Consider the following 13569-nt stretch of genomic DNA (forward strand, 5'->3'; position numbering starts at 1 on the left):
TTGCCTCAGGCCAAACTTAGCTGAACAGAGTTCCCGAAACCTGCGTGCCATCCGCAAGGTAGAAGAACTCGATGCTGTTTGCTCCGGCGTACCAGTCTTGCAGTATCACCGTGGCGTTTTCATAGCCTGTGCCGGGCGTCGCGTCGGCATGAGATTGAAGAACGAGATCATCCCCCACTCTCAGGTTATCCAAATCCGCCAAGGATAGAACCCTGTCCAGATACACCGCGTCACTTCCTTCGACACCAGTGTCCTTGATCGTCGCAGCAAGAGCCATGTTCACATGGTAGCTGTCGCCGTCGTTGCCACCATCTGCAAAACCTTGGCCCAATATCAGGTTCAAGGTATCGCTGCCGTCGTCGCCATAGAGGTGGAAATCGCCAGTGCCGCTAAAGAGCGTATCATCGCCGCTGCCCCCATGAAGCTGGTCTGCTCCGCCGCCGCCATTCAGCGTATCATTGCCGGTTCCACCGGTGATGATGTTGTCGCCGGTGTTGCCGGTCAGTGTTGCATTGCCGGTGCCGGTGAAAGTCAGCCGCTCGACGTTGGCATCGTTCGCCATCAAATAGCTTGTCAGTGTGGTGCGGATCTCGTCCGTCCCCTCTCCTGCAGCCTCCGTGATCGTCACACCCTGAGCGTCGATGAGATAGATATCGTCTCCCGCGGCTCCGACGAGGGCGTGTCCCGAAGTGGAAGAGGCCAGGGTGTCGGCGAAGGAGGAGCCAACGACCCGCTCGAAATTGGCCAGAACGTCACCTGACGCGTAGCCACCGCTGACGACCTTGGTTGTCAGGTTGATATCTACCGCATCGCTGGAGAGCGAATAATCGATCGTATCCAGAGTGCCCGCTCCGCCATTCAGATTGTCCGCCGAAGCTGAGCTGAAGAAGGTGTCGTTGAAGTTCGACCCTACGAAAGCTTCAATGCTGTCGAAGCTGTCGCCGGCGGCGTCGCCTGTATGGACCCCGGTCTTCAAATCGAGAGTGATTGCCGCCGCCGCATTGGCATAGCTGGCGGTATCCGCGCCCGCACCGCCGATCAACTGGTCGGCTCCGGCACCTCCGATCAGCGTATCGTTGCCTATTCCACCTGTTATGACGTTGTCGCCGGCATTGCCGGTCAGGGTCGCGTTGCCGGCGCCGGTGAAGGTGAGATGCTCGATATTGGCGTAGGCCGCCATCGAGTAGGAGGTCGCAGTGGTGCGGATCTCGTCGTCGCCTCCGCCTGCCGATTCGGTGATGACGATGTTCTGGGAGCTGACAACATAGGTATCGTTGCCGCCGCCGCCCTGCAGCGTCTGGGTGGTCGTGGCGGTCGAGCCGAGCGTGTCTGCGAAGGCCGAACCGATGACCTGCTCGATGCTGACGAGCCTGTTGCCCTCCGCGTCGCCGCCCGATGCGATGGCCGTCACTCCGCTAGCCCCAAGGATCACGCTGACCGCTGCAGCCGAAGAGGAATAGCTGACGGTGTCGGTGCCGACACCGCCGTTGAAGGTGACGGCTGTGCCGTTGCCAACGAAGGTGTCCTTGGAGGAAGAGCCGACGAACGTCTCAATGCTGCTGAAGGTGTCTCCGGCGGCGTCGCCAATGTGGACGCCAGTCTTCAGATTGATAGTGATTGCGGCCGCCGCATTGGCATAGCTGGCGGTATCCGTGCCCGCACCGCCGATCAGTTGATCGGCTCCGGCGCCGCCATTCAGCGTATCATTGCCGGTTCCACCGGTTATGACGTTATTGCCGCTATTACCGGTCAGGGTCGCGTTGCCGGTGCCGGTAAAGGTCAGCCGCTCGACATTGGCGAAAGCCGCCATCGAATAGGTTGCCAGCGTAGTGCGGATCTCGTCCGTACCCTCTCCAGCAGCCTCCGTAATCGTCACGCCTTGGTTGCCGACGAGATAGATATCATCTCCGGTTCCTCCGACGAGGCTGTGTCCTGATGTCGACGAGCCCAGGGTGTCGGCGAAGGAAGAGCCAATGACCCGCTCGAAATTGGCGAGAACGTCCCCCGCCGCATCGCCACCGCTAACGATGTTGGTCGTCAGATCGACGTTTACCGCAGCACTGGAGAGCGAATAGTCAATCGTATCAGTGCCTGCTGCGCCATTCAGATTATCTGCCGAAGCTGAGCTGAAGAAGGTGTCGTCGAAGCTCGAGCCCTCGAATGCTTCGATGCCGGTGAAGGTGTCGCCGGCGGCGTCGCCGGTGTGGACCCCGGTCTTCAGATTAAGCGTGATCGCAGCCGCCGCATTGGCATAGCTGGCGGTATCCGTCCCTGTGCCGCCGATCAGCTGGTCGGCGCCCCCGCTGCCGATCAGGGTATCGTTCCCGCCGGCGCCGTCCAGGATATCATTGGCCGCGCCTCCGATGAGGATGTCATCGCCGGCGCCGCCGGTCAGGTTCACTGCCCCGGTGCCGGTGAAGGTCACCCGCTCGACATTGGTGTAGTTCGCCATTGAAAAGGTTGTCAGCGTGGTACGGATCTCGTCCGTACCTTCGCCAGCGGCCTCGACGATGGTGACGCCCTGGTTGTCGACGAGATAGATATCGTCTCCCGCTCCGCCGACGAGGGTGTGTCCAGACGTGGAAGAGCCCAAGGTGTCGGCGAAGGACGATCCTACGACTCGCTCGATGTTGACGAGGCTGTTGCCTTCAGCGTCGCCGCCCGTTGCAACCGTCGTCACCCCGGCGGCCCCAAGGGTTACGTTGACGGCCGCAGCCGAGGTGGAATAATCGACGATGTCGGTGCCGGCGCCGCCGTTGAAGGTGATGGTAGTGCCGTTGCCGACGAAAGTGTCGTTGGCGGACGAGCCGCTGAGCATCTCGATGCCGCTGAAGGTGTCGCCGGCCGCATCGCCTGTATGGACGCCGGTCTTCAGATTAAGGGTGACCTGGCCGGTATAGGCTGCTGTATCGTTGCCCGTGCCGCCATCCAATTGATCTGCCCCCGCGCCGCCGGTGAGGCTGTCGTTGCCGTCGCCGCCCTGGAGCACATCATTACCTGCGCCGCCGATGAGGATGTCGGTGCCGGCGCCGCCGAACAGCTGGTCATTGCCGGCGCCGCCGTCCAGGGTATCGTTGGCGATCCCGCCGGTGATGATGTTGTCCAACGCATTGCCCGTGCCGACGAAGTTGACACTGCCGGTGAAGGTCAGCCGCTCGACATTGGCGTAGCCCGCGATGCTCAACGTCCCCTGCGCCGTCTGCACCGTGTCGTCGCCCTCGCCCGCCGCTTCGACGACGGAGACGCCCTGAACGCCGAGGATGTAGACGTCGTTCCCGGCCCCGCCCTGCAGCACGTGCCCGGGTCCCGCCGAGACCAGCAGATCGTCATAGGCCGAGCCGATCGCCTTCTCGATGTTGGCATAGGTGTCGCCGGCAGCATCGCCGCCGCTGCCCGTGCTGGTCCAGAAGTCGACGTTCACCGCAGCCGTCGAGGTCGAATAATCCACCGTGTCGACGCCGGCGCCGCCGTTGAAGAAGCTGGCGTCGGAGCCGCTTACGAAGGTGTCGGCAGAACCCGTGCCGATGAAACCCTCGATCGAGGTGAAGGTGTCGCCGACCGCATCGCCGGTGTACACGCCGGTCTTCAGGTTGATCGTCACAGCCGACGTGCTCGAGCTATAGCTCGCATTGTCAGCGCCGTCGCCGCCATCCAACTGGTCTGCGCCTGCGCCGCCGATCAGGATGTCGGTGCCGGCGCCGCCGAACAGCTGGTCATTGCCGGCGCCGCCGTCCAGGGTATCGTTGGCGATCCCGCCGGTGATGATGTTGTCCAAGGCATTGCCCGTGCCGACGAAGTTGACACTGCCGGTGAAGGTCAGCCGCTCGACATTGGCGTAGCCCGCGATGCTCAACGTCCCCTGCGCCGTCTGCACCGTGTCGTCGCCCTCGCCCGCCGCTTCGACGACGGAGACGCCCTGAACGCCGAGGATGTAGACGTCGTTCCCGGCCCCGCCCTGCAGCACGTGCCCGGGTCCCGCCGAGACCAGCAGATCGTCATAGGCCGAGCCGATCGCCTTCTCGATGTTGGCATAGGTGTCGCCGGCAGCATCGCCGCCGCTGCCCGTGCTGGTCCAGAAGTCGACGTTCACCGCAGCCGTCGAGGTCGAATAATCCACCGTGTCGACGCCGGCGCCGCCGTTGAAGAAGCTGGCGTCGGAGCCGCTTACGAAGGTGTCGGCAGAACCCGTGCCGATGAAACCCTCGATCGAGGTGAAGGTGTCGCCGACCGCATCGCCGGTGTACACGCCGGTCTTCAGGTTGATCGTCACAGCCGACGTGCTCGAGCTATAGCTCGCATTGTCAGCGCCGTCGCCGCCATCCAACTGGTCTGCGCCTGCGCCGCCGATCAGGATGTCGGTGCCGGCGCCGCCGAACAGCTGGTCATTGCCGGCGCCGCCGTCCAGGGTATCGTTGGCGATCCCGCCGGTGATGATGTTGTCCAAGGCATTGCCCGTGCCGACGAAGTTGACACTGCCGGTGAAGGTCAGCCGCTCGACATTGGCGTAGCCCGCGATGCTCAACGTCCCCTGCGCCGTCTGCACTGTGTCGTCGCCCTCGCCCGCCGCTTCGACGACGGAGACGCCCTGAACGCCGAGGATGTAGACGTCGTTTCCAGCCCCGCCCTGCAGCACATGTCCTGGCACCGCCGAGACCAGCGTGTCACCATAGGCCGAGCCGATCGCCTTCTCGATGTTAACATAGGTGTCGCCGGCAGCATCGCCGCCGCTGCCCGTATTGGTCCAAAAGTCGACGTTCACCGCAGCCGCCGAGGTCGAGTAGTCAACCGTGTCGACACCGGCGCCACCATCCAATCGGTCCGCCCCTGCGCCGCCGATGAGGATGTCGTTGCCTCCGAGGCCGGAGATCTGATCATCTCCGCTAGTGCCATTCAAAGTATCGTTACCTGCCGTTCCCGTAATGACTGCCATTTTAGCCCCCTGTCGATTCAAATGTGGAAAAGAAATGATGTTGGTCGTCCCGAGACACGTGCTCGACGTGGTCGCTGATTGGCTTCAGGAAATAAGGGAGGACCATTCGATCCGTCCTGCGAATGAAAACCTGCGTGGACCGGTAAGAGCTTGAGATCGCGAGCTTTTGCCGTTCGTCTTGAGATATCGTCTGAAATCACAGCAAAGGCGTGTTTTGTCAGCGCACCATCAACCACTGCAGCCATGCGTAGCATCACGTGCGAGCGAATGACCTCCATCAAGAGTCCTGTTGCGAGGAGGATTGGGGCGATCAGGGCCGGAACGCTCTTGCTCAGCATCGCCTGATCGCAGACCTCGACCATGAAAATCGGTTTGGTGAGCTCCAACTATTGATTAGGCGTGAAAAGAGAAACACGCCACCTGAAGCGGCAAGGCAACTCCGATACTCCTGAGGCTGTTTCCTACCCAGCACCTGCATCCTTCTCGCCGCTATAACTCCCCATGAGATCGTTAGGATGACAGAAATTCAGGTGCAACTTTTAATTTAAAATCTTGACATAAGGCGGAACTCATGCCCGCTATAGTGTTAAACCTCGGATGTAAGTATCTATAAAATATCTATTTTTGATTGAATTCAATCTCTTAAGGTAACATTCGAATTCAATGAAAAAGAAATTCGAATAGCTGCAAATCGAGTCATCTCCGAGAAATTATTCCACAACATTTCAGAGCACGAGCCGCGGCCTCAGAAAGCGCCAACGAACGACGCATAGGAATTGCGACGACAAGGCGGACGGAGCTACTTCTCTCCCGTCTTCGGAGCTATTTGAAAATGATCGAGGTCGGAATAATGCCGAGCGCAACGGCGAGATAGCCGGCATGACGCGGCCCGCGCGCATCGAGTTTTTCCGTGACGGAATTCAAGACAGCTCGCACGGCGGTGCCCGAAACCGAACGCATATCGCCAATCTGTTTGACTTCGTGGCCGGCGACGTAAAGCGCCAGATAATCGGTTTCCTTGGCGGTCAATGCGGAAATGCGAGAAGCCTGCGCTGCGGGTTTTGTCTCGATCTCAGCCGTCCTGACCTGAATGGCTTTGCCGATCTGAATGAGCGATGGCAGAGTACGGCCCTTGAACGTCGCCCAATCGTCCCCCTCGAGATTTGATGTGACGCTGAACAGCGCCCGCCCGGCCTGGGCATCGACAAGAGGTATGGAGACGCCATTATTGCCGACGCCATGGCGCTCGGCTTCCGCGAAGAAGGACGCGGTTTCCTTCGACACAGACTTCAAGTGGCTCCAGTCTAACGGTTGAGATGCTTTGCGTGCGGCGATCTCGATGGGGTCGGTGCGAACGTAATTTTTCGACTGATAGAGTTTCTTCCACCTGTCGGAATAGGTCTCTGCAACGAGCCGTTCATTGGTCACCCGGCCCGGAATGAAAAGAGCTTGATAGGCAAGATTGGCAGCCCCGACCAATGCTCGCAGTTGGTGGACAATTGCTGAGAGATGGCCAATTTCATGGAGGTTGCGGATGCAGTGGAATGCTTCCTGCAGGATACGCTGATCGACAGACATTTTCTTCCGAAATCAATATTTCTAATCAGCAGCAGGCCGAAGCGGCCCGCATGCTTTTGATATACATTTATTACACGCGGATTTTACAGTTTGGGTTGTATTTATCCAGTCTGCATTATTGCGATGCAGAATTGACAATTGTCAGGCGACACTGCGGAGGGAATCTTAAGCATTCGGACAGCTGTCCATCCAGCACGGCTAAACGAACGTGAGAGTTCCCCCGGCTGTGCCGGGGTGGCAGTAACAGTTTGACATTTGCTGGAGCCCACCGCGACTTTTCCTTTGTGAGCCGCCAAGCACACGAAAGGTCAAGTCACGATGGACGAGTTTGAAAGTTTAAGCCACAGCAGATGGGAGTGCAAATATCACGTCGTTTTCATCCCGAAATACCGTCGCAAGACGCTTTACGGCGAGTTGCGGCAGCACCTTGGCGAGATATTCCGGAAACTGGCTGAACAGCGTGAAAGCCGTGTGGAGGAAGGGCATTTGATGCCGACCATGTGCATATGATGCTGTCGATCCCGCCAAAATACGCGGTCAGTCAGGTTGTTGGATACATGAAGGGCAAGAGCGCCATCCACCTTGCGCGGGTTTACGGTGAGAGAAAGCGCGGCTTTACCGGGCAGCACTTTTGGGCGCGTGGGTACTTCGTGTCTACCGTCGGTCGTGATGAGGAGACGATCCGCGATTATATCCGCAACCAAGAGAAGGAAGACCACAGGCTTGAGCAATTGAACCTGTGGCGTTGAACGGCCACCTTCAGGTGGCGCATTGAAACCGGGGCCGCGTCAGCGTCCCCATCCAGCCGCTTTGAGCGGCTCACATCTTAAAGCCCCCGGCTTTGCCGGGGGATACTTACTCGTGAGATCCTCATGCACCATGACGCATTCATCATGCGTCACTCGTGCCGCAGCGCCTCGATCGGGTTCAGCTGTGCTGCCCGTCTCGCCGGGAAATAGCCGAAGATCATGCCGATTGCGGCGGAGAAGAGGAAGGCGACGGCGACCATCAGGGGGCTGAAGACGAAGGGGACCTTCATCAGGGTCACCGCGCCGAAGCCGAGGCTCAAGCCGAGCACGATGCCGGTGATGCCGCCGAAGAGCGAGAGCGCCACCGCCTCGACCAGGAACTGGGTGAGCACCTGGTTTTCGAGTGCGCCGATCGCCAGGCGAATGCCGATCTCGCGGGTTCGCTCTGTGACAGAAACCAGCATGATGTTCATGATGCCGATGCCGCCGACGAGCAGGCTGATCGCGGCAACCGCGCCGAGCAGGCCGGTCAGCAGCGTCGTCGTGCCGGTCATCGCCTCGGCGATCTGGGTCATGTCGTTGACGTTGAAATCATCCTGCCGGCCGGGGATGATCTTGCGGCGCTCGCGCAGCAGATCTTCGACATCGGACTGCACCTTGGCGGTGGAGACCCCGTCGCGGGCCGAGATGATGATCTGCGGCACATTGCTGTTGCCGCTGATGCGCCGCTGGAACACCTTGACCGGCATGATGACGACATCGTCCTGATCGGTCCCCATGCCGGACTGGCCACGCTTGGCGAGCACGCCGATGACGGGGCACGAAACCTTGCCGACGCGGATCTGCTGGCCGATCGGGTCGGCGGCGCCGAAGAGCTGCGAGCGCACAGTCTCGCCGATGATGCAGCGGGACTGGCCCCGCTCCTCGGCGGGGGTGAAATTGCGGCCGAGCGCCAGGTTCCAGTCCTGCGCGACGAAATAGTCGTTGGTGGTGCCGGAAACGCTGGTCGAATGGTTCTGGCCACCTGATATCACCGTCGCTGTCGACTGGTTGAGCGGCGCGACCGCCCTCAAGCCGCTGATCTGGTCGCGGATGGCGGCGACGTCCTTGACGCTGAAGCGCTTGGCTTCCGAGCTCGCCCGGCCGGGACCGAACTGGCCGGGGCGGACGAAGAGCATGTTGGTGCCGAGCCGCGACAATTCCGTCGAGACCTGCGCGGTCGTGCCATTGCCGATCGTCACCAGCGCGATGACGGCGGCAACGCCGATGACGACGCCGAGCACGGTCAGGAAGGAACGCAGCATGTTGCGGCTGATGGCGCGCAATGCCAGTTTCAGCGTCTCAAAGAACATGATCCGCCCTCCTCCGGTGCTCGACTTCCGTCTCCAGCTTGCCGTCGACGAAACGCAGCAGCCGCTGGGCATAGGCGGCGATATCGGGCTCATGGGTGACCATGACGATGGTGATGCCCTGCTCGCGGTTCAGCCGCGTCATCAGATCCATGATCTCGACGCTGGTCCTGGTGTCGAGATTGCCTGTGGGCTCATCGGCGAGGAGCAGCGCCGGCTCGGTAACGATGGCGCGAGCGATAGCGACTCGCTGCTGCTGGCCGCCTGACAGTTCCTGTGTCTTGTGATGTTCGCGCCCGGTGAGACCGACCAGCGCCAGGGCTTCGCGGGCCCGCTCGCGCCGCTCGCGCACCGCCATGCCGCGATAGATCAACGGCAGTTCGACATTTTCGACGGCCGAGGTGCGCGACAGGAGGTTGAAGCCCTGGAAGACGAAGCCGAGCATGTGGCGGCGCAGCAGCGTCAGCTGGCTGCGGTCGAAGCCGCTGGTCGGAATGCCTTCGAAGATGTAGTCGCCGGCGCTCGGCACGTCGAGGCAGCCGAGAATATTCATCGCCGTCGACTTGCCGGAGCCAGACGGCCCCATGATCGCGACGAATTCATGGGCGTTGATCGCCAGGTCGACGCGGTCGAGCGCGCGGATCGCCGCCTCGCCCTCGCCGTAGATTTTCGAGACCTGCCTGAATTCGATGAGCGGCGGGCTTGCCATCCGTCTCTCCGCCTAGTTCGCACGCGTCGTGGCGTCGGTCACCAAGGCGTCGTTTTCCTTGATTTCGCCGGAGACGACCTGGGTGAACTGGCCGTCGGAGGAGCCGACCTGGATGACAACAGGTGCGGGCCGGCCGTCGCGCAGCACCCAGACGCGCCGCTCGGCGCCCGTCAATGCCTGACCTGAATTGCCGCCGCGCTGGCGCGGCGGGCCGAAGATGCCGAAAATGCCGCGGCCGCGCCTTTCCGCCTGCGCCGGGGCGTAGCGCAGCGCAGCGTTCGGCACCATCAGCGTTTCCTTGACGGCTTCCACGGTAATGTCGGCCGTCGCCGTCATGCCAGGGCGCAGCAGCAGATCGGCATTGTCGACCGAGAGCACCGCCTTATAGGTCACGACATTGTTGACCACTTCGGAGGCGAAGCGGATCTGCTCGATCTCGGCCGGAAAGCTGCGGTCGGGATAGGCGTCGACCGTAAACTTCGCCTTCTGGCCGACGGCGATCTGGCCGACATCGGCCTCATCGACATCGACCTGCAGCTCCATCTTCTTGAGGTCGCCGGCGATGGTGAACAGGATCGGCGCCGAAAGCGAGGCTGCGACCGTGGCACCCGGATTGACGGCGCGGGTGAGGATCACGCCGTCGATCGGCGAGACGATCTTGGCCTTGGCAAGATTGACCTCGGCAAGCTGCAGGTCGGCCTCCGAGGCGAGCACCTCGGCTTCGTTGATCTGTTTGGCGGCGACGGCGGAATCATATTTGTAAGTGGCGTCGTCGAGGCTCTGCTGGGTGGAGACGTTGCTCTTGACCAGGCTCTTCAGCCGCTCGAGCGAGGTGCTTGCGGATTCCAGATCGGCATTGGCCTTGGCGACGTTCGCCTTGGCAGAATTCAGCTTGGCGCGCGAACTCTTCACATCCGCCTCCAACTTGTTGGTATCGAGAAGCGCCAGCACGTCACCCGCTTTGATCGTGCTGTTGTAATCGACATTGACGTCGCGGACCGTGCCGGAAAGCTCGCTCGATATATCCACCTGCTCGGTCGGCTGCACCGAGCCGGTGGCGGTGACGAGCACCGTCAGATCGCCGCGTTTTGCCGGCTGAGTGGCATAGCTCACTTCTCTTTGCCCGCGGCCCATATAGAAATAGGCGGCGCCGGCTACGGCAGCGACGAGGATCAGCAAGATGAGCAGGCGTCCACGCCAGCGGCTGCGCTTGCCCTGACGTCCCGATGCGGCAAGCACCGCTGCGAGATCGGACGCGCCGCTTGTCTGTGGCCCGGTCTTCTTGCCGGTTCCTGTGTCGTTCATGTCATCCTCGATCAGTCATTGGCCGTCTCGGCCCTTGCAGCGAAATAAGCATAGCGCAGATGAACCGGGCATTAGCGTTGCCGCCGAAGTGGCACGGAATTGCGGATGGGGGAAATGAAATATTGGTAAGAAAAGTCAAGTTTTGGCGCGGAAGCGCTCGTCAGTCGGCATCGCCGGCGGATTGCCCCGCGCCCGGCAGCGGATTCAGCCAAGGTTCGCGCCGCGTGATCCAGATTTCATGATCCGGCGCGAGGTCAGTCGGTGGGCTGTCGAGCGAACCGAGACGGAGTTCCGCCGCCTCCTCCCGCAGGCAGAAAAGCCTGCTGCCGCAGGCGGGGCAGAAGCTGCGGCCGGCAAACGTGGCGATCTCGCCGCTATGGGCAAAAGCCCGGCGCGGCCAGACCGCGAAGAAGACGAAGGCCGAGCCGCTCGATTTGCGGCAATCGGCGCAGTGGCAAAGGCCGACGCGAAGCGGCTCGCCTTCGACGCGATAGCCGACTGCCCCGCACAGGCAGCTTCCCGTCCGGATCCGCATGGCGGCCGTCAGGCGTCGAGACTGGTGGGCAGTCCCGGCGGGCGGCGCTTGGCCGCCATCAGCAGATCGAGTTCGGTGGCGGATGGGCCAAACTTGTCGTAGAGGCGTTTTGCCTCCTTGTCATCCAACCGGTATTTCCTGGCAAATTCGCCGATACTGTAGGGGCGGCCACGCAACACTCTTCGCGCCGGGGTCGCCGTATTCGGTGCGTCGGTCATGGGTTTCTCCTTTCATTCCATGCCCTTTAAGTTAGAGCGATGGGGTCGATTGGAAAGAGCCGACGAGCTGGAGCGGGCTTCCGGCGTAGATCGATCGGGCTGATCGCGGAACCTTCCTGCCGCCAGACGCATTGTCGAATCGAGGTTGCGGGCCGCGCCAAGCGGACGCGGCGGCGCCGGAGAACATCGGGATTTTTCCGCTTTCTCCCGATGGCCAACGAAACGGCAGGCGAGCTCCCTACCCGCCCGGTCCGCTTCCTCATTCCTCATTTCGAGACGATCACGAAATATTAAAATGTGGAACGCATGCGCTGGAGCGAGGTTTTTCTTTCGAGGTCGACGTGGCCTCGTTCAAACCCAAGGAGAACCGAATGGCAAACCAAGGTGGAACGCATGAACAGCACGTCAAAGCCGGGCAGCAGAGTCACAAGAACGACGCCAATGCCCGCAGCTCCTCTTCAGGTGGCCGCGACGCGCAGTCCAGCGGATCCCGCGGCGGCAGCCATGAACAGCATGTAAAAGCTGGTCAACAGAGCCACAAGAATAGCCACTAAAGCTGTCTTGATGTGAAAATTCGGCCCGCGCCTCCATTCCGGCGCGGGCTTTTTCTTTTAATCCGTGCCACTTGGTTTGCACCACGCGCTTCGGAGCAGAATGTCAGCAGATCAGGACGTTACGCCCTATAGTGTTCGCGGGGCCGTCTTGAACATCGATCAATACTTCGGTAGCATTGAAACTGAAATTCAATACGTGCGGGAAAAATGACTAAAATTAACCTCAACGCGCCTCAGATTGACTTACTCTTTCAATCCTTTTCTGGGCCGCCTTGGTATTTGCTATCTCGTCGTGCCTGGTTTTATTAATTTATTTTATATTATTCTATAGCGAAAGCGATTTCCGCCTTCTGTATGTATTCCTAATCCTCGCTGCTCCATCGTCGCTACTCGCATGCATTTATTTCGCGGTCGGGCTGTGGTTGCGGAAAGAATCTCCGATTAGCCGTCTTGGCGGCGGAGAGACCAAGCTCAAATGAAGACTTCCCTGTCAACATCAATCACAGCTCAAAACCCCGGACGTCCCTGAGCGTCTCAGGACAGACGCCTTCCGTCCTCGCCGAAGAGGTGCAGCACGGCGGGATCGAGATGCAGCGGCAAGCTGTCGCCCGATTTCATCCGTCGCTGGCCGGCAAAGACGGCGATAAGCTTCTTTCCACATGCGTCGGCGTGGACGACGGTCTCCGAGCCCAGTTCCTCGACGAGGAGGATGCGGGTGTCCAGCTTGCGCGCGTCAGTCCCATCGGCAAGGGTGATGTGCTGCGGGCGGATGCCGATGCTGACCCTCTTGCCGATTAGGCGCGTTTCCTCAGCAATAACGGAAAGGCGATGCCCGCCGACGGTTTCGACCTCGGTGAGATTGCCGTCATGGCCGATAATTGCGCCCTCCAGGAAATTCATGTGCGGGGCGCCGATGAAGCCGGCGACGAAGCGGTTGGCCGGCTTGTTGTAGAGCTCCAGCGGCGTTCCCACCTGTTCGATCCGGCCACCTCTGAGCACGACGATGCGGTTTGCAAGCGTCATCGCCTCGACCTGATCGTGGGTGACATAGATCATCGTCGCCTTCAGCCGCGCATGCAGGGCGGCGAGTTCGGCGCGCATGCTGACCCTGAGCTCGGCGTCGAGATTGGAGAGCGGCTCGTCGAGCAGGAAGGCATCAGGCCGGCGGACGATGGCGCGGCCGATTGCGACGCGCTGGCGCTGGCCGCCGGAAAGCTGGCCCGGGCGGCGCTGCAGGAAGGGCTCGATCTCCAGCATGCGGGCGGCGTCAGCGATGCGCGCTTCGATCTCGGCCTTGGCCACCTTGGTATTCTCGAGACCGAAGGCAAGGTTTTCCCTGACGCTCATATGCGGATAAAGCGCATAGGATTGGAAGACCATGGCGAGGCCGCGGTCGGCGGCGCCGATCTCGGTGACATCCGTGCCGTCGATAGCGATGCTGCCGCCTGTTGGCTTATCGAGGCCGGCGATGAGGCGCAGCAGCGTCGATTTTCCGCAACCGGAGGGGCCGACGAAGGCGACGAACTCGCCGTCCTTGACCTCAAGCGAGACATCGCGGATGACCTCGACGGAGCCGAAATTCTTGACGATGTTTCTGAGCTCGAGCCCGCTCATGCACTCTCCTGTATTTTTGTAGCCTGGC

Annotated in this window: 10 protein-coding genes and 1 pseudogene; 2 read left to right on the forward strand and 9 right to left on the reverse strand. The window is 60.9% G+C overall.

The features are described from left to right. Positions 1-16: 16 nt before the first annotated feature. From MF410_RS08305 to MF410_RS08315, 3 genes are all read right to left on the reverse strand, one after another. A complete protein-coding gene (locus tag MF410_RS08305) occupies positions 17-4930 on the reverse strand; it encodes a calcium-binding protein (protein WP_239620314.1) in 4914 nt (1637 codons plus the stop codon). 17 nt (positions 4931-4947) lie between these two features. Continuing rightward, a complete protein-coding gene (locus MF410_RS08310; RefSeq protein ID WP_131710887.1) occupies positions 4948-5316 on the reverse strand; it encodes a hypothetical protein in 369 nt (122 codons plus the stop codon). 436 nt (positions 5317-5752) lie between these two features. Further along, the gene (locus MF410_RS08315; RefSeq protein ID WP_097625447.1) at positions 5753-6508 is read right to left on the reverse strand and encodes an autoinducer binding domain-containing protein; all 756 of its coding nucleotides are present in this window, start codon (positions 6506-6508) and stop codon (positions 5753-5755) included. A 318-nt stretch (positions 6509-6826) separates the two neighbouring features. Here MF410_RS08315 and tnpA point away from each other — a divergent pair. Then, positions 6827-7257: pseudogene (tnpA, locus tag MF410_RS08320) on the forward strand (IS200/IS605 family transposase). Positions 7258-7406: 149 nt separating this feature from the next. Here the strand turns inward: tnpA and MF410_RS08325 are convergent. The 5 genes from MF410_RS08325 to MF410_RS08345 form a co-directional block, all read right to left on the reverse strand. Continuing rightward, positions 7407-8609 (reverse strand): ABC transporter permease, encoded by a 1203-nt coding sequence (locus tag MF410_RS08325; RefSeq protein ID WP_097625446.1) that lies wholly within the window; start codon positions 8607-8609, stop codon positions 7407-7409. Continuing rightward, positions 8599-9315 (reverse strand): ABC transporter ATP-binding protein, encoded by a 717-nt coding sequence (locus MF410_RS08330; RefSeq protein ID WP_097625445.1) that lies wholly within the window; start codon positions 9313-9315, stop codon positions 8599-8601. The genes MF410_RS08325 and MF410_RS08330 overlap by 11 nt, the downstream gene beginning before the upstream one ends. Before the next feature lie 12 nt (positions 9316-9327). Then, positions 9328-10620 carry an efflux RND transporter periplasmic adaptor subunit gene (locus MF410_RS08335; protein ID WP_097625444.1) on the reverse strand — a complete coding sequence of 431 codons (1293 nt, stop codon included), beginning with the start codon at positions 10618-10620 and terminating at the stop codon, positions 9328-9330. 160 nt (positions 10621-10780) lie between these two features. After that, positions 10781-11155 carry a GFA family protein gene (locus MF410_RS08340; RefSeq protein WP_097625443.1) on the reverse strand — a complete coding sequence of 125 codons (375 nt, stop codon included), beginning with the start codon at positions 11153-11155 and terminating at the stop codon, positions 10781-10783. An 8-nt stretch (positions 11156-11163) separates the two neighbouring features. Further along, positions 11164-11373: a hypothetical protein gene (locus tag MF410_RS08345; protein ID WP_003586528.1), complete on the reverse strand. Its 210-nt coding sequence runs from the start codon at positions 11371-11373 to the stop codon at positions 11164-11166. A gap of 371 nt (positions 11374-11744) precedes the next feature. Between MF410_RS08345 and MF410_RS08350 the strand changes: the two genes are divergently transcribed. Beyond that, complete coding sequence (locus MF410_RS08350; RefSeq protein WP_071086825.1) at positions 11745-11927, forward strand: hypothetical protein; 183 nt, start codon at positions 11745-11747, stop codon at positions 11925-11927. A 534-nt stretch (positions 11928-12461) separates the two neighbouring features. Here the strand turns inward: MF410_RS08350 and ugpC are convergent. After that, complete coding sequence (gene ugpC, locus MF410_RS08355) at positions 12462-13541, reverse strand: sn-glycerol-3-phosphate ABC transporter ATP-binding protein UgpC (RefSeq protein ID WP_097625442.1); 1080 nt, start codon at positions 13539-13541, stop codon at positions 12462-12464. Between the last annotated feature and the right edge of the window lie 28 nt (positions 13542-13569).

Source organism: Rhizobium sp. C104, assembly GCF_022354505.1.
GTDB lineage: Bacteria > Pseudomonadota > Alphaproteobacteria > Rhizobiales > Rhizobiaceae > Rhizobium > Rhizobium redzepovicii.